Genomic DNA, 20,430 nt, shown 5'->3' with positions numbered 1-20,430 from the left:
TGAGTTCTCAATGGAAAGAGTAGTTGTAACGGGTTTGGGCATCATCTCCCCGCTCGGCAACAGTGTGGAGGAATTCTGGTCCAATATGCAGCAGGGGAAATCCGGCATATCCTATATAGATTCTTTTGATACTACCGATTACAAGGTGAAAATAGCAGGCGTCGTGCATGATTTCGATCCCAAGGCGCTGTTTGGCGTCAAGGAAGCCCGCCGCATGGACCGTTTCTGCCAATTTGCTTTGGCGGCCGCCATACAGGCGGTAGAAGATTCGGGCCTTGATCTCGAATCCATCGACCACGAGCGGATGGGCGTGTATGTCGGTTCCGGCATCGGCGGGATTGAATCGCTGCTCGACCAGCATAAAGTGCTGCTGTCTCGCGGTCCTGACCGGATCAGCCCGACGCTGGTGCCGATGATGATCGCCAATATGGCGGCCGCTTTGATCAGCATTCATTTCAAGGCACAAGGCCCGACCCTGGCCCCTGTAACCGCCTGCTCCATCGGCAATACGTCGATCGGCGAAGCCTATTTCAACATCAAAGGCGGCCGTTCGGACATCATCCTTGCGGGGGGAGCCGAAGCGGCGATTAACCCTGTCTCCCTTTCGAGCTTCAACAACTCAACCGCCTTGTCCAAAAGCAACGACAATCCGCAGGGCGCAAGCCGCCCGTTTGACGGCAAACGCGACGGGTTTGTCATGGGCGAAGGCTCGGGCATCCTCGTGCTCGAATCGCTGTCCCATGCGCTGAAACGCGGCGCGCGGATCTACGGAGAAATCGTCGGCTACGGCGCTACCTCTGACGCCTATCATATGGTCGCGACGCCTGCCGACGGCAACGGGGCGGCCCGCGCCATGAAGCTTGCGCTGCAGGACGCGGATCTGCTGCCGGAGCAGATCGACGTGATCAGCGCGCACGCGACGAGCACCCCGATCGGCGACCGTTCCGAGACGGCCGCGATCAAAACCGTGTTCGGGGAACACGCGTACCGCGTTCCCGTCACGGCTAACAAATCCATGACCGGGCACATGTTCGGCGCCGCCGGCGGCGCGGAAGCCATCGCCCTGGTCAAAACGCTGCAGGACGGCGTCATTCCGCCGACCGTTAACCTCGAGCAGGCCGATCCGGAATGCGACCTGGATTATGTGCCGAACACGGCCCGCAAAGCCGATTTGACGATCGGCATGTCCAATTCGTTCGGCTTCGGCGGCCATAATGCGGTGATTATCATCCGCAAATATGAGGGTTAATTTTTCCTGAAAATTCGTGTAGAATGGGAACATATGTACACAGGCGCATGATTTTTTGGAGGAGGTTGTCCTTGTGAGCAAAGCCGTAATCGTGATCGACGTGCAGGAAGCTTTTTTCGAAAACCCGTCTTGTCTGCTTCATGAGAAAGAACAGCTGGTCGGCAACATTAACGCCTTGATCGAGCAAGCCCGCAACAAAGCCGTGCCGGTCGTGTTTATTCAGCATACAGAATACGAAAACACCGCAGACGAGTTTTTCGTCGATACGCCGGATTGGCAGATCCACCGCGGAATAAACCGGCTGGAAAGCGACCCGGTCATCCGAAAAACGACCCCGGATTCCTTTCATGAAACGGAGTTGTCCGGTTATCTGCAGGAGCAGGGGATCGACCAGCTGATATTCGCCGGCGCGCAGACGGATTTCTGCATAAACGCCACGGTCCGCCGGGCCTATGCTCTCGGGTACAAGGACAATATTCTGTTGAAAGACGGGCACAGCACAGTCGTAAATTCCATGCCTTCCGCCAGTCGAATCATCGAAGATCATGAGCGGGACTGGAACGGCCTGGTGGCCATCAAACCGCTGCAGGAGATCGAATTGTAACAAAAAAAGCATGCAAAAAGCCGGCTGCAGGCGGGAGCTTCAGGAATAATCTGAACCTCCTGCCGCGGACGGCTTTTTTTCGTATTTCCGGCCCGATCCGACGGGGCCCGATGGGTCGGGCTTTCCTTCAGCCAGTCGTCAAAAGCCACCGCCCATTCTTCCGGGCTGATCGGCCCGCCAGTTCACCCGGCGCAGATTATGTACCGTGCCGCCGCTTCCGATCACTAATACATCCTGCTCCCGCAGGCCGGCTAACGCCGCTCCAAGCTTATATCATAAATCGTGCTGTAATGCGGCACGGCGCTTATCTTCTGGGTTACGCTCTCCCAGTGGGCCGAGAGCAGGACGACGGCTTTGGGCCGCGGCGCGTGTTCGGCAAGCCTTTTCAGAAAATCCGTGTATGCATTGTGGTCCAGCACCAGCGAAGGCGCACCGTGGGCGATAAAATAAGACGGCATCATGATCGTTCACTCCCTGTCTTTAAGTTTGCGTCAGCCTGAAGCCAGTCCAGGACATCTCTCTGGTTCTGCGGGGAAACTTCGTGGCCGTTCGGATACATATGAAACGTGACTGCCGGGTTCAACGCTTGAAAATAATCGGCCGTTTCGTGTCCAATCTCAGCCGGGAAAAGCGGGTCATATTCCCCGTGCGAGATGAAAACCGACACCTGCTCCAGGCTTTGCAGCTTGTATTCGGATTTTACGAAAGCCGGAACATAGCCGTTAAGCGATACGATGCCTTTCAGCCTGCTCCCCATCACCAGCGCGAGGGTCATCGACAAGATAGCCCCCTGGCTGAAGCCGAGCAGATAACGGCGCTCCGGGTCTACCGGCTCCAGGGACGTAATGTCCTCTATAGCCGCCTCAAGCTGACGGACCGCACGATCAAACTGTTCGCGCACCGGATTGCCCAAGCTTTTCAGTTCATAGTATTGATAACCCGCACCCAGCGTTAAATCGCCGCGGATTCCGATAATGATGAATTTCCCCGCCAACGGTTCAACCAGGCCAAACAGGTTCTGCTCATTTGATCCTTTGCCGTGAAGCGTGAATACGGCGGGATACTTGCGGCCCGGCTCATAACCGGCTGGCAGATGGACTTCGTAAGTATAGGGGTGGATAAGAGGGTTCGTTATCGTGCCCATTATTTTCGGCCTCCTTACTTAGCATCGGCCAATGCTGCCGAAGCTTCGCCGTTTCTGCGGCGGAACAAAGCGTCCACCGATAGGGGCACCGTCTTTGCCGCGACCAGATGAAGCGCCACCAGCAAATAAGCGATATCCAGCTCGCTGCCCGGCATTTGCCCGTTCCCGAGCAAACCGGCCGACACTTTCATCGTGATGATAGCAACCAGCATCTGAATGACATAATAAGCAGAGATGAAGCGGGTCAACAGACCAAGGATCAGCAGGATTCCTCCAACCGTTTCGAGCGGTCCCGCTATGTAAGCCAGGAAACCGGGCACGCCGGCATTTTCGAATCCGATCGCCACATTATTCAGACCCGTCTGAAATTTATTGATGCCATGTACGAGGAACAAGAATCCGAGTCCAACGCGCATAATCAGAGTAACAACAGCTTGCAAGTTCATTTGATTTCCCTCCGGTTTCTAAAATATTAGTAATATTAAAAATTTGTTTATGTGACTAATTTATACCGATAAAAGTGGCCTGTCAACAAAAAAATTGCTATTATTAATTTAAATTCAGTATCACTAATATTCGAATCCTTCATCTTCAAGGAGTGAACAGACTTATGAATATCGGCGCCATGATTCGATCGATCCGCAAACGCAAAAAGATTACCATTGTCCAAATCTGTGAGGAAACCGGCTTGTCCCAAGGCTTCATGAGCCAGGTCGAAAACAATAAAACCTCTCCGTCCATTTCAACCTTGGAAAACATCGCTAACGCTTTGAAGGTGCCTCTGGCTTACCTGCTGCTTAGAAAGGAAGAACGGATGCAGGTTGTCCGCAAGGAAGAGCGAATGGTTACAACGAGCCGCGCCGATCAACTGAAGGTCGAGCATCTCAGCTCCACCAAAAACATCCGGGTGCACATCGTGGAATTGCCGCCCGGCGCTTCCACCGGCGAACCTTATGCCCATGAAGGCGAGGAGGTCCACCTGGTCATAAAAGGCCGCATTTATGCGGAGCAAGGGGAGGACCAGGCCGAGTTCGGCGAAGGGGACTCTTTTTCCTGGAATGCCTGCACGCCGCATTTCGTGCGGAATATCGGCACGGAATCCGCGCAGATCCTGATCGCCGTTTACACGGAAACGGAGCAGGAGCAGGATCGGGTTTAACCCTTTTTACTTTCTGAAAATACTCTGAAAAACTACAAAACAAACTCCCGTGTTCATATTCAGTTCACAAAGGTCGTGTAACTTAACTTTCAGTTGCTAACTACGATAACTGAAGCTGATTAGAAATGAGGGAGTTCGTTTTGAAGTCAAATAACAAAACTTTAATCCTGATCGGGCTGCTTATCGGCCTGATCTTCTCGGAGCTGGATGAAACGGTCGTGTCCACCGCGATGCCGACCATCATCAGGGATCTGCACGGCTTGTCCCTGTACGGCTGGGTCGCCGGTCTATATATGCTCTGCGCCACGATTTTTATGCCGATCCTCGGCAAGCTGGCCGATTTATACGGCCGGAAAATTATTTATTTAAGCTGTATGGGGCTGTTTATCGCCGGCTCCATTACGTGCGGCCTGGCGCCGTCCATGACGGTGATGCTGGTCGGGCGGGGACTGCAGGGCGTCGGCGCTGGCGGCTTGATGCCGCTGGCCATGGTCATCATCGGCGACTCGTATCCGCTGGAGCAGCGGGCGAAGCTGCAGAGCCTGTTCGGGCCGCTGATGATTATCCCGCAGCTGCTCGGCCCTACGATCGGCGGTTATCTGGTCGGCCATGTGAACTGGCATTGGGTGTTCCTGATCAATATTCCGGTAGGCCTGTTGGCCGCTTTGATCTTGTCCATCGGCATGCGCGAATCCCGCGGTGACGCCAGCAAATCGATCGACTGGCTCGGCGCGTTCCTCCTTGCCGGCGGGCTGCTGTCCCTGCTGATGGCTCCGGTATTGATAGACAATCAAGGCTACAGCTGGTCTTCCCCGGTCATTATCGGCATGCTGGCGCTGGCCGTTCTGCTGATCGCCGTCTTCGTCTGGGTGGAAACCAAAGTCAAGGAACCGCTGATTCCGCTGCATTTGTTCCACAACAGGAACGTGGTTGTGCTGTCTATCCTTGTTTTCGTCCTGATGCTGGGGTTGATGGGCGGCATCTCGACCTTTCCTTTTTTTGCGCAAAATGTAATGGGACTTACGCCAACCGCTTCGGGTTATCTGTCGCTGGCCTTTATGGCCGGGGCGATTCCGTCCAGCATCATCAACGGTTTCCTGATTACCCGGCTGCCTTACCGGAATCTGTTCATCGTCGGCTTTACCCTGCCGATCGTCGGGATTTACCTGCTGACGCTGATCGGGGTTCATACGACAATTCTCTACATCGTCATTTCCTTCTTCCTGCTCGGTTTGGGCCTGGGCGCCTTGTTCGGCGGAGACAACCTGATCGTGCAGGAATCCGTAGGCAAGGAAGACAGCGGCATTGCGATCAGTACCGTCGGGCTGATGCAGTCGCTCGGGGCTACCATCGGCCTCAGCGTGTTCGGCAGTCTCCTGGCGAAACATATTAAAGACGGCGTGATGGCGCTGGCCGGAAAACTGCCCGACGGAGCAGCCGAAAACATCGCCCGCGGCGGCATCCCGAAAGGCCTGCCCGCCGATCTGCTTCTGCAGGTCAAAAACGTGATCGTCAGCGGCTTCCACAACCTCTTTGTGATCGCGTTTGTATTTATCGCCGCCGCGTTTGTCATCAGCTGGTTCCTGGGAAAAGGCGTATTGTCCAAAGAGGAGGAAAACGGACAAAGCGGCGACAATGGAAACAAAATGGAAAACGTCGGCCATACAGGTTCGGCAAAAATAGCGGAGGGCACGGCCGGAAGCCTGCCGTCCAAAGGCTGAACGGCTCGGCATTAGCCTCGTCGGTTCCCACAGGGCAAGCTGATGGCTGACGCTCGGCTGAGGTGCAAGAAAGATTGAACCTATAAAAAGCGAAACACCCGCCAGGTAATCCCCGGCGGGTGTCTTGCTTTTCTTCATTTTACGGTAATCTCCGTCGTCCAGCTTTCCGGAAGCTTTTTCTCAACAAGATCATTGGACAACGTAGGATGTTCATGCATCGGCGCTCCCGGGATCAGCACCTCCTGCGTCAGATCCTGGGCATCCTGCCTGCTGCCTACCAATGCTGTATAAATAGCTGTACAGCTTGTCCTTATATCCCACCAGCACGCTGTAGCTCTGATCGTCTCCGGCTTTCACAGCTCTGATGATCTCTGGTCCTCCTTCTACCGGCCAGGCTGCCCATCTTCCGCTTCCATTACCAGCGAATGCTGCGCAGCAGCCGGATCAGCTGGTCTTTTTCTCCAGCGGGAAGCTCCCATTCCCGAATCTCGCTAATAATACGCTCCATGCTGGTGTAACCTTTGGCCAGTCCGTTCAGACGGGAAGCCAGCGCCGAATCCAGCAGCGCTTCCTGAAAAGGATACATGCTGCGGAGTTTGTCCAGCGCATCCGGGAATCTTTTTAAGTAGTATTTCTGGTGACGCTCTTCGGCCGAGTAGAAAGCCTTGTAGTCCGCCACCTCGGTATGCCCCGGCCGCTCGTCTCCCCGGCTCTTCCTATCCGCGGCGACCCGCCGGATTGCCTCCCGCTGCTCTTCGCTCCGGGGCAGCAGCAGCGACAAATACTGGCGCCCTTTGTAATCATTGATGTTTACCGGATTATGATGATCCCAGAACACGTTCAGCAGCTCATCGTACGTCAGAATGGCCGGATCAAAATCAATCCGCACGGTCTCGGTATGATCGCCCATCTGATGATAGGTCGGCAATTCAGCCGTGCCCCCGGCATAACCGGTTCGCGTGCGCATGACGCCGGGCAGATGGCCGAACAAGGCTTCCGGGCTCCAGAAACAGCCCATGCCAAACACGGCCATATCCCCGGCCGTATCCCCATACGCTTCCGGCGCTGGCCGTCCCTCTTCCGTCTTAACGTCCCGGCTTCCTCCTGCCATTCTGATTCCTCCTTGCCATTCGGCTTGTTATGACTAGCATTTTACCGGATCTGATTCGAAAAACAAAACCGGATCGGCAGGCGGCCGCATGCTGTTGTCTCCAACTTTTATACCTTCACTTCTTCCCGGGTTGGCGGTGCCATAAAGTCCGGACCGATCGGTTCGGCGACCGCTTCTTTCAGAATAAGGTCAATATCCCGCAGATCCTCTTCCGTCGCCTGGCATTCGAACAGATTATAAGGCATTTCCACCGCATGCAGCGGCGCTACGCTGCTGAAAGCCTTGATCTGATCCAGCGTAAAATTGCTATCGATCAGCGTAAGGCCCGAGTCGAGTACCTTATGAATCGTACGGGATGGCCTGCCTTTCGTCCGTTTCGCCCCACATCATCCCGCCGATCGGCCAGGTGCCGAGGCCAACCCGGGAGGCTTGCACCTACGTTCCCGGAAATTTGATGTATTCCATGTTTAATCTCCTCCCTGCCGACCAGACAGGGGGTCCCGTTACAGCGCCTTCAGCTTTTCATCCAGCCGCCGGAACGTTTCTTGCAGCTTCTCCTTCGGCACGTTCCCGAACCGTTCGCCGAGGCTGACCTCATAGGAGCTTGTATTGCCGTTATAAGCGTTGACATAATGGGCAACAGCCACGCCGGTTTCTTCGGTCAGCTCGATGAGCAAAGGTTCCACGAGTTCCTTAGGCTGAGCGATATGAACATGAAACATATTTGACACCGGCACCTCTGGCAGTGTTGTTACGGCCTCACACCCGTTATATAAAGCCGCCAGCTCTTTGGCGTATTCGTAGTAACGGGCCATTTGGCCGCCGTATTTTTCGTAATAGTAATCCGCGCTGAGAATATAAGGATAAAGGCTGATCAAATCGCCGCCGTGGCGTCTTTTCCAAACTGCCGCTTCCTTTGCAAAATCGCCGGCCCCCGCCAAAATCGCTCCCGCGATGCCGCCGATTCCTTTATAAAAAGAGACATAAACACTGTCGAACAAAGCGCTGACCTCAGCGGCCGACTTCCCGTAATAAGGCAAAATCTCCAATAGCCGCGCTCCGTCCAATTGCAGCTTGATACCGCGTTCCCGGCAGTACGCGCTGATCGCTTCAAGTTCCTCAAACGGGGGAAGCTGTCCGCCGATTTCGCGCTGCGGCAGCTCCAGCAGCAGGCAGGAGATGTCTTCTTTCAGGTTCCGGACATCCTCTAGCGTAATTAGGCGGTTTTTGTCCGCGAGCAGGAGCGGCGTGATATGATGGAGTTTTTTTAGTCCGTCCTGTTCATGAATCTCCAAATGGCTTAGCGGATGATAAGCTATCTTAGGCAGCCCTTTACGGTCGCACCAGATGCGCAGGGCAATCTGCTGGGCCATCGTGCCGCTTGGAAAAAATACCGCTGCTTCCTTCCCGAGCAGATCAGCCATTTTCCGTTCAAAACGTTCGATCACTTCCCCTTTGCCGTACATGTCACTTGCCTGGCTGCCGTCGATTTGTTCTAACGCTTCCTTTAGTACCTGAACATTGCGCGGGCCGTGTCCGCCTAAAATATAGGAGGCGTTAGCCAAGGCGTCCGCCAGGGTTCGGGGCTGCTGTGTCATCTTGCAAATTCCTCCTTCAGAAAAATAGCTTTTCCCAGAAGTATAACATAGCGCCGGAATAACGTTGCTCCTAGCCGGGAAGTCGTTCAGAAAGGGGAGCCGGGTTAATCGATTCATAAGCGCAGCCTTGCCGTTCGGGAAGTTCCTTTAACCACGCCAGACAGTCCGCCGCTTCCATCGGCTTGCCGAAATAATAGCCCTGCATAACGCTGCAGCCTTGCGATTTCAGAAACTGGACCTGCTCGTCCGTCTCCACCCCCTCAGCCACGACTTGCAGACCAAGATGTTTAGCGATCGCCAAGATGCTGCTGATCATGGCCTGCTTGGAGGAAAGCATATATTTCTGGATAAAAACCCGGTCAATTTTGAGCGTATCGATCGGCATTTCGTCCAGCATCCCCAGCGAAGAATACCCGGTTCCGAAGTCGTCCAGGGAAACGGCAACTCCCAAAGTTTTAACCCGGTTCAACTGGGCTACCGCAGATTCCATATCGCTCATGGCCACGGTCTCCGTAATTTCCAGCTCCAGAAGGGATGGATCCATACCGCTGGCCTCCAGGCACTGCTCCACCATTTCGGCTACCTGTCCGTTCGCAAACAGCACGGCCGACATATTCACGGAAACCGGGAAAGGCTGGATGCCCATGACGGCCCATTCCCGGATCTGCCGGACCACCTCTGCCATCAACCATTCGGTCATAGGTTTAATGACGCCGATTTCCTCCGCTATCGGAATAAACTCAAAAGGGGAGACCGTCCCGAAGCGGGGGTGCTTCCAGCGGATCAGCGCTTCCATCCCCTTGAGCCGCCCGGCTTCCGAATCCCATTTCGGCTGATAGACGACATAGAACTGACGCTGGAGAACGGCAGCTTCCAGATCGGTTTCCAGCTCCAGCCGTCTCTGCTGCTTTCGGTTCAGTTCATCCGCAAAGACGGTGTACCGGTTTTTGCCGGCGCTTTTCGAAAAGTACATGGCCGAATCGGCAGCCTGCATCAGCTTTTCACGCTCATGCCCTTCCCGGCACGACAGGCTGATGCCGATGCTTACGGTTACGCGAATGGTGCTGCCATGCAGATAAAAAGGCGCCTGCAGAGTCTGAAGCAGCCTTTCGGCAAGGCGGCACGCCTCTTCTTCCGAAGCATGGGTGCACGCAATAAGGAACTCATCACCGCCCAGGCGGAACACCGTTTGATTCCGGTCCAGCGCCGCCTCGATTCGGGCAGCCGCTTCCTGCAGCAGCAGATCCCCGATATCGTGCCCGAGCGTATCGTTCACCGTTTTGAAGCGGTCCAGGTCCAGAAATAAAACGGCCCCGTCGCTGCTATCCTTAAAGTACTGGGTGAAAAAAGGGGGAAGGCCGTGCCGGTTCGGAAGCCCCGTTAAGGAGTCGCTGAACGCCAGACGTTTAAGCCCCTTGCGATCCACAAACACAACCGCCCAGGAGACCGAGAGAATGCAGGCCGTCACCACGATGATCGGAATCAGGATGGAGAACTGAATCCGGTTCATCCCTCCCATGAGAAGCTCGCCCCCCTGACGGGTGCCGAAGCTCATCGAATGTCTTTTATCCAAAATGTGAGCTGCAATGATCCCCGTAAAATGCAGGCCGCAAATGGCCAGTCCCATCAGCAAAGCTCCCGACAATCTCCAATAGTTAAAGAAGGGAGAAGATTGGAACCGGTTGAACAGCAGCAAGGCGGCATAGGAGATAACCAGGGTAATCAAGACAGAAAACATCAGCAGGGACGGCTCATAAGTCATATGGATGCCTCCGGGTACCTTAACCATTCCGGTATAATGGATGCCGACAATACCCAAGGTCAAGATCAAACCGGCCAGAACCATTTTCCAGGCCCTGGGCTGGCCCTGAAATAAAATGACAAACGCGATTCCTGAAAAAGCAACGCAACCCAGCAAAGAGAATAAGGTCACCTCTGCTTGGAAGGGGATCCCCGTCTGAAGATAAAGCTCCAACAAACTGATGATGTGCAGGGTCCAGATGCCGCTCCCCATTACAAAAGCACCCGAAGCCAGCCAAAATAACTTGAGTTTGCCCTTTGATTTCGTTATCTTCTCAGCCATATGTAAACTTGAATAGGAAGCCAACACGGCGCTTAAGGCTGAAAAAAACAGGGTCCAGCCGTCAAACGCTACAAAATAATGAGTTTCGGCCACTTTGATCCTTCCCTTCTAAATAACTATTTGTGTTTCCTCTAAATTTCGGAAAGTTGGCGATATGGATCGGTATAGACAAGTTTATTTTCGCTGAAAAAGCGGCCATTACATATAGCGTTAGCTTCCTATTTCCTTGGTTGTCCTTAAGATTAGGAACTACTTCTCAGTCTATCTGCCTAGAATTAACGATAAAAAAAAGCCTTTCCTTAGTAGGAAAGACTCTAAAGCCGGTTAAACACGGCCGCGATGGCCTGTGCCCGGTCGCTGACGCCCATTTTCTGAAAAATGTTGGACAGATGATTTTTGACCGTGTGTTCGCTGATATAAAGCGCTGCCGCGATTTCTTTATTGCTGGAGGCCTTGAGAATCAATTGCAGCACTTCTTTTTCCCTCGGAGACAAGGAGGCCTTTGCCACCACTGCTTCCAGAGCCATTTCCGCCGTTTCCGGCTTGGGCTTCGATTCGGCATTCAGGGCATGGACCCTGAACTGGCTTTGATCGGTTTTGCTGCTGAGTATAAAATGCCGGAAGGCGCTGCGATTGGCTGGTTCAACGCTCGTTAGCTGTTCAATCGCTGCCAAATTTTCTTCCCGGTTAATATAAACCGCTGACAAACCTATCATTTGCGCCTCTCTGGAAAAAACCTTATTCGTCCCTTCCAAACTTCCGTCAAGGATTTCAAGAGATTCCTTCAAGATTTGGGCTTCCCTTTGGAAGAAAGGAGCGGCTGCGGCCAAAAACTCCGGGTCCTGCTCGAGAAGCAGGGCCACCCTTTCCATGACCGACCTGTCTTCCTCGCGAAGTCCGCTCCACTGACCAAAGTCCCCAACAACCGAGCGAATCCGTTTGATGGCGCGGTATTTCTCCTGGCTGATGCCGCGGATCGTTTCATGGAGCAGCATGGCCACCTGATCGGACATCTTGTTCAAATTCCGCCGCTCATGCAGCGACTTCAGAACAAGTCCGCTCATGGTCGATAACGCGTTCAGAATCTCTTGGCTTTCCTCTGCATCCCGCATATTCCCCAGCTCCACAACCAATACGGCATGGATCTTGTCTTCATAACCGATCGGTAGCTCGACGGCGGCTTTTCCCGCCGCTCTCTGCCGGAGCGTAGGGGACAGATTTGCCGAAGGAGAATTTTCGGCCAAATGGAATTTGACCATTTCGCGGCCATAGGCTTCAACTGCAGGGCCTTCGAGTCCCCTTGCCACGGTATGAAGCTGGTTCTCCTCCCTGTGCACAACCATCGCGCCAACCGGGGAGACTGCCAAGGTTAAACTAACGTCTACAAGCGTGAACAACATCCGTTTAATATCCGAAATGGATACCATGAATCGGCCTACGTCGAGAAGCGGCCTGAGCCTGGCCAGCTGTTTGTCCAACTGCCTGTACGCCACTTCGTTTCCGGTATAAGAGCTGACCAACGAAATGAACATTTTTTCAAAATGAAGCACATTGCTGTTCAGCTTACGGGGAACCGTACGGATGCAAAAAATCAACCCCGCTATACTGTAATTGCAGCGGACGGGAAAACAATACATACTCTCCATCTGCTTGATTCCTCTGCTTTGAAAAAAAACGGACCGCGGATCACGCTGCACGTTCGCCCACTCGCTTGGTCCTTCGTTCAGTACGGCCTGGCCGAGAAAACCTTCCCCCTCCCGGAAAGCCGCCCCGATCAGCCCCTTCGATTCCGGACCTGCCGCAGTGTGAATCCGGTATTCCCCATCCGTAGTCTCCAAAGCAATGCCGAAGATTTCGCCTAGCTCGCTGATTTCAATCATCCGCTTTAGCTTTTCACCAGGGAACAGCTCGTTATGGCCGGCAACCTGCAGCGCATGACTGATTTGGCGGAAACGTTCGTCCAGGTGGCTGCTGACCACACTTTTCTCCAGAATGACCGAAAGCAGATCCGCGAGCTTGCCGACCTTTATTCTAATTCGCTCCGCTTCTTCAAGCCTCGTCTCCTGGGTCTCTTCCAGCACCTTCCTTAGAAATCGGGCCAATTCCTCATCCTGGTCTGATTCCAGACTCTCCCGTAAAATCCGGTCTTTCATTCCTTCCATAATCAGAATGCCCGACCATACATAATACGAAACCGCTCCATTGACTCTTACAGGCGCAATGATCGTCTGAAGCCCAGGCACCCAGGAATCGCTTAAAGCCGGAATAGTCAGATTGGACAATCTTTGGATTTGGACTAGGAAAAGCGCTTCCAAAGATTCCCTGTACAATTCGATCCCTTCCTCAAAACCGCCCAGAGAGGAAACCGCCGTAATCATTTTGCCGAACCGGTCCGTCATGCATAAAGAAATTTCAAGAGCAGCCGCATAAGTGTTCTGCAGTTCCTGTATGACCTCTTGGTGAGGGGTAATGAACAGATCCTCCATAGCTTAGCTCCATTCCGCTTCCGTAACATGATACGGGGCTTTGAAATAATAAATCGCGCCTTCTCCTTCCCCAACCCGGTTCAAAATAGACATTTCCACAAGCCGATTCAGCACGTCGTCCAACTGATCCGCCTTCCGGCCAAGCCTGATGGACAAGCCGTCAATGGTTTGGTAGGCATAAGGATTATTTTCAAAAAATAAAGTGCATTCCAGCTGAAGCGTCAGCTTTTCTCTTTCGGAACTCATGAAAGGACAGCCTCCTATATAAGACGAATAAAGGGTTTATCTCCCGTATTCTCTATGATGTGCGGTATGGTCATCCGCCCGCTCGGGGATTTGGTGACCTGCATATACTGATAGCTGCCATCCACCCATGTCCGGATGACGCCGTTGCAGGAGCGCTCTAGATACGAGGCGTTATCCGCGCCGATCTCCGTAAAGTTGCAATGGGCAACCACGGTAATTCCCGCAGCCCGGCAAACGGACATTTCCTGTGCAAAATGGGCCTTCACAAAATCTATCCCGCGCTGGGAAATCAGCGTGTTCAGATCGCAATAAATCATCCATCGTTTTGTTCTCAGCTTCTCTTCGCCGATCGCCGCGCGAATTCGGGCATGGAGCCCCTTGCCGAAGTTCTCGTTATCCAGGTCGGACAGGGACAATACGGCATGCTTTTGTTCCGAATCCAGAAAACGGCCAAAATGCTCCAGAAAATAAGTCTGGTTCTTATCGACGCTATCCGTAAGCGAAACGCCGAAAATCGATAAGGTTTCCGTTAAGGAATCTATGGTAGATAAAGCGGACATCATCAGGATTAAGCCGTCATTTTGCCTGATTCTTTCTGATAACAGAGAGGCTACCAGGTATTTATAGTTGGCTTTGCTGTTCGTATCGATCATAAAGACGGAGCCCTTAGGCAGACCGCCCTGAAGCAGCTTGTCCAGCGAAGGAATTCCGGTAGACAAGCAATCCTTGTATTCATTGACGATCAGGATATCTTCAGCCATGGACAGAGCCGGCACGATATGAATGCCGTTCTCCAGGAATTTGTAGATATGCTCCCCTTCCCGGATAGGTGTCCCCCGCATCTTCATGACCTCGATCGTCCGTTTGCGGTATTTGTCCATGTGCGGCTTGAGCGATAAACGAATAATGCCGTCGCATAAGTAATTTTCAAAAGAAATGCCCTCTTTTTCCCCTTCCCCGTATTCCCGGATGAGCAGAGCCGTCAAGGACATTTTTCGAACAATGTTTCGAATTTTATGGATTTCGCGCCGTACATCGCCTTCTTTGTTAAAAAGCCGATATAAGCTGATGCTGTCCACGACCAAACGTCGGCAGCCGATTTGCTGCGCCACCTGTTCAAACAGTCCGCCCGGCCGCTGCATTTCTTCGAGGAAAATTCCAGGATCCATGCAGATCACCCTGAGCTTGCCGTCTTGCTCCAGACGTTGAAGGTCCCAGCCAAAACCGGACATGTCGCTGTAAATTTGTTCGGGAAGCTCCTCAAAAGTCACATAAATGCCCGATTCGCCGTAATTACGGATGCCTTCGACCAGAAACTGCATCCCGATCGTTGTTTTACCGGTTCCGGGTTCCCCTTCAAGAATGATTGAAGTCCCTCTGGGCATACCTCCGCATAAAATTTCGTCCAATCCCGGGATCCCTGTCTGCACCTGTGTTCTCAAATTATGTCACTCCCTGCGTCCGAAAGGATTATGGTAAAAAGTATGAAATTGTCGCTTTCCAATCCTATTTTAGCTTAAATTTGAACTATTCGGGGAAAATCTGACCGTTTCACTCTGTTTATCTATCTAGTTACTCCGGTAACGGGGAAAAGCATACAACGAGGATTAATTATAGTGACATCGACTTCATTTTCCTATAGAAAAGTCCTATTTTTAGTATAGTACTTCATTCCTGAATTGGTAAAGTTATGTGGCAGAAAAAGATCCGGACGGAATGCCGCCGCCAAACGAAGGACAATATAAGGAGCCGGAAGAAGGCCCTTAACTGCGTCCTCATATTGATAATGAGCTGCTATTGTAACATTTTGGCCTTTCTTCTTTCGTCCCAACAAGATGAAAAATCTCGTCCGCTGTGCTACAATACTGGAATTGCAATATCTTAGGGAGGGTATTTGAGCGTTATGCTTATTATTGGTATTGCCGGCGGCACCGGCTCAGGTAAAACTACGGTAGCCCGTTCCGTAATCGACCGTTTGGGATCGGGTAAAGTGACTTTTATATCGCAAGATAATTATTACAAAGACCATTCGCATCTGAGTTTGTCCGAACGTGAATTGATTAACTACGACCATCCGTTTGCGTTTGACAACGAGCTGCTGATCGAGCATTTGAAACAGCTGAAATCGGGACAAGCCGCCCAGGCGCCTATTTATGATTTTACCGTGCACGGAAGATCTGCGGACAAGTCCATTGGCCTCAAACCGAACAACATCGTGATCATCGAAGGACTGCATGTCCTGTCCGACGAAAAGCTCCGCGAGTTGCTCGATATCAAGGTATTTGTGGACACCGATCCGGATGTGCGCATCCTTCGCCGGGTCCTCCGGGATATTGAAGAGCGCGGACGGACGATCCAGTCGATCCACAATCAATATTTGACGACCGTTAAACCGATGCATGAAGCGTTTATCGAACCTTCGAAGAAATATGCGGACTTGATCATTCCGGAGGGCGGGCATAACGAGGTGGGCATTCAGCTGCTCGCTATTTTGACCGAAAAATACCTGTCCGGCGACCGCACCTGGGGCGAAGCTTAAGCTATCAGGCTACGGCTTCCCCTTCTTTCGGCTTTCCAGTCAACCTCGGGTTCCCTGGCTGGCATTAGTTGCAGCAGCGGCAGCCTTTCATGCAGCAAAAACCGCCCGGAAGGGAAACGGCGGTTTTGCTGCTTTTATTTTTTTCCACAAGTTACGGGATTCAAAAAGCTTCCCTCTGTCCTCATTCCGGCCAGCCTCCGTTTTCCTCCGTGCGGGTTTCGTCGCCGCTAAGTTTTAAGTGTTCCGGAACATCATAAGAATAATAAGCAAGACCGTTCAAACCGATGTCGCACCGCAAAATATGGAATTGGCGCAGTTTTTCCAGCGCAGCGGAGACGGCCGAAAGGTGAATTTCGATCTCCTCGGCTATCTGCTGAGCGGTTGCCATCTTGTTGTTGTCCTTGTAATAAATATTCAGGATCGCTGCTTCGGTCCGGAGTCCGCCCATCTTTCTCCTCCTATCTGTGACACTCCAAATGATAGCCCTTTAGACCCGCAATGCCTATGCGAGTGATTTCTTATTAGCAAAAATATCTAATTGATTAGTAACTTTTTCCTATTCTAAAAAAATTATCGGACGGTTTAGCGGCACTTTCCTATACCGGCTTGCAAACCAGGCAAATCCGGATTTATAATAAAACCATTCTAAAAGTAAACAGGTGTTCACTAATGCAAATCCAAAAAGAAGAAGTCCGGGACGCCATCCTGGAAGCCGCGACCCTCGAGTTTAGCCAACATGGTTATTCGGAGGCTTCCATGCGCCGAATAGCCAAACTTGCAGGCATGACGACCGGCAATATTTACCGCTACTTCAGCGGAAAGGAAGAACTTTTTGATGCTATCGTAGGCCCGATCTACATCCAGTACAGCACCTATGCCAGCGAGTATTTGCAGACGGTGGATCTCCATGTCAGCAGCGAAGGAAAAACCACCGACGACTTCTGGCGCCGTGTAGAAGACGCACTTGTCGGACTGCTCAAGGCCTCAGGCACCGGGCTGATGCTGCTGCTCTGCCGCAGCGAAGGATCGAAATACGAAAGCATCAAACAGGAAATCACGTTATTTGCGGAAACCCTGCTGCTAAAGCTGTTTGCGGCGGCAAAACCTACCGGAACCCTTAGCGATTATGAAGAGCGCGAGGTGAAAATGATCACCGCGACCTTGATTGAAGGTGTCGTGCTGATTATTCGCGACAATCCCGAGCCCAAGACGCTCGGACTTCTGGTGGATCGGCTCATAGCCGTTTATTGCAGCGGAATTGACCAACTGCTGGAGGAGTACAAAGAGAGAGAAGGAGAAAACCATCATGCGTAAAATGATTCAATGGCGCTGGCCGCTTCTTGTGTTATGGCTGGCGCTGGCGGTTGTGCTGACCGTGATTTCACCTGACGTTAACGCTATTTTGCATGAACGCGGGCAGGACCCGCTGTCAGCCGACAGCCCCTCTAAAGTAGCGGGCGAGCTGCTTCAGAAAATGAACAAAACGGAGGGCCGGAGCGACCTTGTGATCTTCTATGATGAAGATAAGCTCTCCAATGAGGAAATGAGCAATATTGAAAGCGGGGTTCAGGCCCTCAGCGATCAGAAGGAACAGCTCGGCATCACCGATCTGATTGATCCTTTTTCCTCGCCTGAGGCCAAATCCTCCCTGCTCTCCGAAGACAACACGACTTTAATGGTTTCGTTTACGCTGAACATTAACGGGCGCAGTGTGGATGAAATCCAGGATCAGCTCGATTCGGCTCTGAAAGACGTCAAAGTGACTTATTACCTGAGCGGCGAGGATTTTATTCAAAACGACTATCTGAAAGCTTCCACTTCCGGCGTTGAGAAGAGCGCCGCATTAACGGTCATTTTCATTCTGGTCGTTCTGATTCTCATGTTCCGTTCCGTTGTAGTGCCGTTTGTCTCCCTAGCAGCCGTAGGCGTTTGTTATCTGGTTTCCATGGGGATTGCAGCCCAGGTAATCGATAAGCTGAATTTCCCGATAACCAGCGTCACGCAAATGCTGCTGGTACTGATTTTATTCGGGATCGGCACGGATTATAATATCCTGCTCTTTAACCGGTTCCGCGAGGAACTGGCTCATGGCAAATCCACCGATGAAGCTATCCTGATCTCCTATAAAACAGCAGGCAAAACGATTTTTTACAGCATCCTTACGATTTTCTTTGCTTTTGCTTGTCTGAGCTTCGCGGACTTCGGGATTTACAAATCGGCCAACGTGGTTGCGATCGGCGCCGTCATTCTGGTGCTTGAAATTTTTACGCTGACGCCGTTTATTTTAAAGGTTCTTGGACCCAAGCTGTTCTGGCCATCCAAAAACGTTAACGGCCACAAAGAAAACCGCCTGATGGGCGGGCTTGCCGCTTTCTCCGTGAAACGGCCTTTCATTACCGTAATCGCCATCATCGTGCTGCTGGTGCCGGTTTTCCTGACCAGCGGGCAAAAGCTCTCCTTTGACCAGATTGCGGAGCTGGGCGACGATTATCCGTCGACCAAAGGTTTCGGACTTGTTGCCGAGCATTTCACGCGCGGTCAGGCGCTGCCTACCACCGTGGTCATTGAAGGCAAAAACAAACTGGATAATAACGACGCCTTTGGCGTTATCGACGGGCTGACGAACAGCATTAAAAAGATTCCCGGCGTCAAATCGGTCTCCAGCGTGACCCAGCCGCAAGGAGAACCGATCGACGACTTCTACATCAGCAGCCAAACGGCTGAAGTTACGAAAGGCATAGACGCCTCTAAAAACGGCGTCAACCAGGTCAAGAACGGACTTGACCAAATGCAAAACGGCCTGACCGGCACCGAGGATTTCTCCCAGGTGGATCAGCTGGTCAGCGGCACTGCGCAGGTCAAAGACGGCTATGAGCAAATTACTGCCGCGTTAAACCAAGTATCATCAGGCGTTGGCGATGGTGCGACCGGTGCCGAACAATTGCAGGCCGGCATCGCCAAGCTGCATGACGGCATGAACCAGATTACGGGGCAAACCGGCCAGCTTTCCAGCGGGCTGAAGCAGCTCCAGCAGGGGTATGCCTCCGCCCAGGGCGGACTCGACAAGCTGGCAACGGGCCTGCCTGACGTACAAAGCGGCCTCACCTCCATGAACGGCTTGATCGACAAGCTGGGTAACAGTCATTCCGAACTGCAAGAGGATACGGATTATACAACGCTAAAATCAACCGGGCAGCAGCTGTCCACCGCGCTCGCTTCGATCAGCAGCGGTATGACGACGCTGCAGCAAAACTACAAGCAGCTCAACGCTTCCTTCGCCAGTGCGACCGGCGGTTTAAGCCAGCTTGACGCTGCGCTGGACCGCATTTCGAGCGGCCTCGGCGAGCTCGAGCAAGGTGCCGGCAAGCTGGCCGGCGGCCTGAAGCAGGGCAGCTCCGGCAGCAAGGAAATCGCCGCCAACATGACCAAGCTGAATAAAGCGCTCGGCGACATCCAAAGCGGTCAGCAGCAGCTAAACACCGGGCTTGGCAAATTGTCCAGCGGACTCGGCCAACTGAAGACGGGCCTGCAGAAGAGCAGCCAGGGCCTCGGCGACATCTCCGACGGGCTGGGCAAAACGGCCGGTTTCCTGAATCAGATGGGCACGACCAAAACGTTCTTTATCCCAAGCGAAGCGCTTCAGGATGAATCGTTCCAGAAAGCCGAAGACGCCTTTATGTCCGGTGACCGGACGATCACGAAGATGCTTGTCATCCTGAATGAAGATCCTTATTCACCGGCGGCCTTGGACATTATTGAAAAAATCAACGCCGCCGTAGACACCGGGCTTGCCGGAACAGTCCTGGACGGTGCCGTGCATGGAGCCACGGGCCCAAGTTCAACCACGTACGACATGAACAAGGCGCAGGTTTCTTCCTTTAATAGCACAGCCGTTATCGTCATCATCAGCGTATTTTTGGTGCTGCTGCTGGTCATCCGTTCCTTCTGGCCTGCGGTTTACATCGTCTTATCCCTGGTCGCCTCTTATTATGTAGCCATGGGGGCTTCCAAGCTCGTTACGGAATATATCATCGGAGCGGACGGCGTTTCCTCCTTTGTGCCGTTCTTCTCCTTTATCATCATCGTGGCGGTTGGCGTAGACTACAGCATCTTCCTTATGATGCGTTATAAGGAATACGGCGTGCTTGACCACCGCGAGGCGATTGTCCGCTCGGCCCGCGGCGTCGGCGGCGTCATCATCTCCGCGATGATTATTTTGGGCGGTACCTTCGCTACGCTGATTCCGTCCGGCCTCGTGCTGCTGATTGAGCTCGCCGCGGCAGTCATCGTCGGACTTGTGGTTCTTACCTTTATTCTTCTGCCGATGTTTGTACCGGCTTTGATGGCCATCCAGGGTTTCCTGCAGGATAAACAGGCCAAAAACCACGAAGCGAAGGAGTAGTACCCGATTCGGGCTTATGAATCTCATCGATTAATAACATGCGCCAGCCGATAAGCTGGTTCTAACAGCAAAAAAAGCAGTCCGTCCG

General features: G+C 52.7%; 19 protein-coding genes. 7 read left to right on the top strand and 12 right to left on the bottom strand.

Annotated elements, in window-relative coordinates; all coding sequences use genetic code 11:
* Nucleotides 1–10 precede the first annotated feature (10 nt).
* Together fabF and AC3ZPD_RS14475 are read left to right on the top strand one after the other, a co-directional pair.
* Nucleotides 11–1,249 carry a beta-ketoacyl-ACP synthase II gene (fabF, locus tag AC3ZPD_RS14480; protein ID WP_490984989.1) on the top strand — a complete coding sequence of 413 codons (1,239 nt, stop codon included), beginning with the start codon at nucleotides 11–13 and terminating at the stop codon, nucleotides 1,247–1,249.
* A 73-nt stretch (nucleotides 1,250–1,322) separates the two neighbouring features.
* On the top strand, nucleotides 1,323–1,853 hold the full coding sequence (locus tag AC3ZPD_RS14475; protein WP_490984988.1) for a cysteine hydrolase family protein: 531 nt from the start codon (nucleotides 1,323–1,325) through the stop codon (nucleotides 1,851–1,853).
* Between the two features lie 251 nt (nucleotides 1,854–2,104).
* Here AC3ZPD_RS14475 and AC3ZPD_RS14470 read toward each other — a convergent pair whose 3' ends face one another.
* Genes AC3ZPD_RS14470 through AC3ZPD_RS14460 form a run of 3 tightly spaced genes read right to left on the bottom strand, consistent with a single transcriptional unit; the run spans nucleotide 2,105 to nucleotide 3,443 of the window.
* A complete protein-coding gene (locus AC3ZPD_RS14470; protein WP_490984987.1) occupies nucleotides 2,105–2,314 on the bottom strand; it encodes a hypothetical protein in 210 nt (69 codons plus the stop codon).
* Entirely contained in the window at nucleotides 2,311–2,997 is a 687-nt protein-coding gene (locus AC3ZPD_RS14465; protein ID WP_490984986.1) for an alpha/beta hydrolase, read from the bottom strand. Before AC3ZPD_RS14465 ends, AC3ZPD_RS14470 begins: the two co-directional genes overlap by 4 nt.
* A 14-nt stretch (nucleotides 2,998–3,011) precedes the next feature.
* Nucleotides 3,012–3,443, bottom strand: a complete 432-nt coding sequence (locus tag AC3ZPD_RS14460; protein WP_490984985.1) for a DoxX family protein — start codon at nucleotides 3,441–3,443, stop codon at nucleotides 3,012–3,014.
* A 164-nt stretch (nucleotides 3,444–3,607) separates the two neighbouring features.
* On the opposite strand from AC3ZPD_RS14460, the gene AC3ZPD_RS14455 reads away from it, so the two are divergent.
* Nucleotides 3,608–4,156: a helix-turn-helix domain-containing protein gene (locus tag AC3ZPD_RS14455; RefSeq protein WP_490984984.1), complete on the top strand. Its 549-nt coding sequence runs from the start codon at nucleotides 3,608–3,610 to the stop codon at nucleotides 4,154–4,156.
* A 140-nt stretch (nucleotides 4,157–4,296) separates the two neighbouring features.
* Nucleotides 4,297–5,877 carry an MDR family MFS transporter gene (locus tag AC3ZPD_RS14450; RefSeq protein WP_490984983.1) on the top strand — a complete coding sequence of 527 codons (1,581 nt, stop codon included), beginning with the start codon at nucleotides 4,297–4,299 and terminating at the stop codon, nucleotides 5,875–5,877.
* 134 nt (nucleotides 5,878–6,011) lie between these two features.
* Here AC3ZPD_RS14450 and AC3ZPD_RS14445 read toward each other — a convergent pair whose 3' ends face one another.
* The 8 genes from AC3ZPD_RS14445 to AC3ZPD_RS14410 form a co-directional block, all read right to left on the bottom strand.
* Nucleotides 6,012–6,158, bottom strand: a complete 147-nt coding sequence (locus AC3ZPD_RS14445) for a hypothetical protein (protein ID WP_490984982.1) — start codon at nucleotides 6,156–6,158, stop codon at nucleotides 6,012–6,014.
* Nucleotides 6,159–6,292: 134 nt separating this feature from the next.
* The gene (locus AC3ZPD_RS14440) at nucleotides 6,293–6,988 is read right to left on the bottom strand and encodes a peptide-methionine (S)-S-oxide reductase MsrA (protein WP_490984981.1); all 696 of its coding nucleotides are present in this window, start codon (nucleotides 6,986–6,988) and stop codon (nucleotides 6,293–6,295) included.
* 107 nt (nucleotides 6,989–7,095) lie between these two features.
* Entirely contained in the window at nucleotides 7,096–7,233 is a 138-nt protein-coding gene (locus AC3ZPD_RS14435; RefSeq protein WP_490984980.1) for a hypothetical protein, read from the bottom strand.
* A 258-nt stretch (nucleotides 7,234–7,491) separates the two neighbouring features.
* On the bottom strand, nucleotides 7,492–8,586 hold the full coding sequence (locus AC3ZPD_RS14430; RefSeq protein ID WP_490984979.1) for a threonine aldolase family protein: 1,095 nt from the start codon (nucleotides 8,584–8,586) through the stop codon (nucleotides 7,492–7,494).
* A 70-nt stretch (nucleotides 8,587–8,656) separates the two neighbouring features.
* Nucleotides 8,657–10,762, bottom strand: a complete 2,106-nt coding sequence (locus AC3ZPD_RS14425; protein WP_490984978.1) for a putative bifunctional diguanylate cyclase/phosphodiesterase — start codon at nucleotides 10,760–10,762, stop codon at nucleotides 8,657–8,659.
* 221 nt (nucleotides 10,763–10,983) lie between these two features.
* A complete protein-coding gene (locus AC3ZPD_RS14420; RefSeq protein WP_490984977.1) occupies nucleotides 10,984–13,155 on the bottom strand; it encodes a helix-turn-helix transcriptional regulator in 2,172 nt (723 codons plus the stop codon).
* Nucleotides 13,156–13,158: 3 nt separating this feature from the next.
* Nucleotides 13,159–13,401 carry a hypothetical protein gene (locus AC3ZPD_RS14415; protein WP_490984976.1) on the bottom strand — a complete coding sequence of 81 codons (243 nt, stop codon included), beginning with the start codon at nucleotides 13,399–13,401 and terminating at the stop codon, nucleotides 13,159–13,161.
* Nucleotides 13,402–13,415: 14 nt separating this feature from the next.
* Nucleotides 13,416–14,843 carry an ATPase domain-containing protein gene (locus AC3ZPD_RS14410; RefSeq protein ID WP_490984975.1) on the bottom strand — a complete coding sequence of 476 codons (1,428 nt, stop codon included), beginning with the start codon at nucleotides 14,841–14,843 and terminating at the stop codon, nucleotides 13,416–13,418.
* Nucleotides 14,844–15,304: 461 nt separating this feature from the next.
* On the opposite strand from AC3ZPD_RS14410, the gene udk reads away from it, so the two are divergent.
* Nucleotides 15,305–15,940: a uridine kinase gene (gene udk / locus AC3ZPD_RS14405; RefSeq protein ID WP_490984974.1), complete on the top strand. Its 636-nt coding sequence runs from the start codon at nucleotides 15,305–15,307 to the stop codon at nucleotides 15,938–15,940.
* Between the two features lie 181 nt (nucleotides 15,941–16,121).
* Here the strand turns inward: udk and AC3ZPD_RS14400 are convergent, their stop codons facing one another.
* Nucleotides 16,122–16,388 carry a hypothetical protein gene (locus AC3ZPD_RS14400; RefSeq protein WP_490984973.1) on the bottom strand — a complete coding sequence of 89 codons (267 nt, stop codon included), beginning with the start codon at nucleotides 16,386–16,388 and terminating at the stop codon, nucleotides 16,122–16,124.
* 221 nt (nucleotides 16,389–16,609) lie between these two features.
* On the opposite strand from AC3ZPD_RS14400, the gene AC3ZPD_RS14395 reads away from it, so the two are divergent.
* Both AC3ZPD_RS14395 and AC3ZPD_RS14390 read left to right on the top strand, forming a co-directional pair.
* Nucleotides 16,610–17,254 carry a TetR/AcrR family transcriptional regulator gene (locus AC3ZPD_RS14395; protein WP_490984972.1) on the top strand — a complete coding sequence of 215 codons (645 nt, stop codon included), beginning with the start codon at nucleotides 16,610–16,612 and terminating at the stop codon, nucleotides 17,252–17,254.
* Nucleotides 17,247–20,342 carry an MMPL family transporter gene (locus tag AC3ZPD_RS14390; RefSeq protein WP_490984971.1) on the top strand — a complete coding sequence of 1,032 codons (3,096 nt, stop codon included), beginning with the start codon at nucleotides 17,247–17,249 and terminating at the stop codon, nucleotides 20,340–20,342. Before AC3ZPD_RS14395 ends, AC3ZPD_RS14390 begins: the two co-directional genes overlap by 8 nt.
* Nucleotides 20,343–20,430 lie beyond the last annotated feature (88 nt).

The organism is Paenibacillus mobilis, from assembly GCF_058267595.1.
This window is presented reverse-complemented; position numbering and strand designations above follow the sequence as displayed.

Excerpts from the sequence above, each read along its gene's own strand:
- fabF (WP_490984989.1), top strand. The coding sequence starts at position 11 with ATGGAAAGAGTAGTTGTAACGGGTTTGGGCATCATCTCCCCGCTCGGC.
- AC3ZPD_RS14470 (WP_490984987.1), bottom strand. The coding sequence starts at position 2,314 with ATGATGCCGTCTTATTTTATCGCCCACGGTGCGCCTTCGCTGGTGCTG.
- AC3ZPD_RS14465 (WP_490984986.1), bottom strand. The coding sequence starts at position 2,997 with ATGGGCACGATAACGAACCCTCTTATCCACCCCTATACTTACGAAGTC.
- AC3ZPD_RS14460 (WP_490984985.1), bottom strand. The coding sequence starts at position 3,443 with ATGAACTTGCAAGCTGTTGTTACTCTGATTATGCGCGTTGGACTCGGA.
- AC3ZPD_RS14455 (WP_490984984.1), top strand. The coding sequence starts at position 3,608 with ATGAATATCGGCGCCATGATTCGATCGATCCGCAAACGCAAAAAGATT.
- AC3ZPD_RS14440 (WP_490984981.1), bottom strand. The coding sequence starts at position 6,988 with ATGGCAGGAGGAAGCCGGGACGTTAAGACGGAAGAGGGACGGCCAGCG.
- AC3ZPD_RS14435 (WP_490984980.1), bottom strand. The coding sequence starts at position 7,233 with ATGCCTTATAATCTGTTCGAATGCCAGGCGACGGAAGAGGATCTGCGG.
- AC3ZPD_RS14430 (WP_490984979.1), bottom strand. The coding sequence starts at position 8,586 with ATGACACAGCAGCCCCGAACCCTGGCGGACGCCTTGGCTAACGCCTCC.
- AC3ZPD_RS14420 (WP_490984977.1), bottom strand. The coding sequence starts at position 13,155 with ATGGAGGATCTGTTCATTACCCCTCACCAAGAGGTCATACAGGAACTG.
- AC3ZPD_RS14415 (WP_490984976.1), bottom strand. The coding sequence starts at position 13,401 with ATGAGTTCCGAAAGAGAAAAGCTGACGCTTCAGCTGGAATGCACTTTA.
- udk (WP_490984974.1), top strand. The coding sequence starts at position 15,305 with ATGCTTATTATTGGTATTGCCGGCGGCACCGGCTCAGGTAAAACTACG.
- AC3ZPD_RS14400 (WP_490984973.1), bottom strand. The coding sequence starts at position 16,388 with ATGGGCGGACTCCGGACCGAAGCAGCGATCCTGAATATTTATTACAAG.
- AC3ZPD_RS14395 (WP_490984972.1), top strand. The coding sequence starts at position 16,610 with ATGCAAATCCAAAAAGAAGAAGTCCGGGACGCCATCCTGGAAGCCGCG.
- AC3ZPD_RS14390 (WP_490984971.1), top strand. The coding sequence starts at position 17,247 with ATGCGTAAAATGATTCAATGGCGCTGGCCGCTTCTTGTGTTATGGCTG.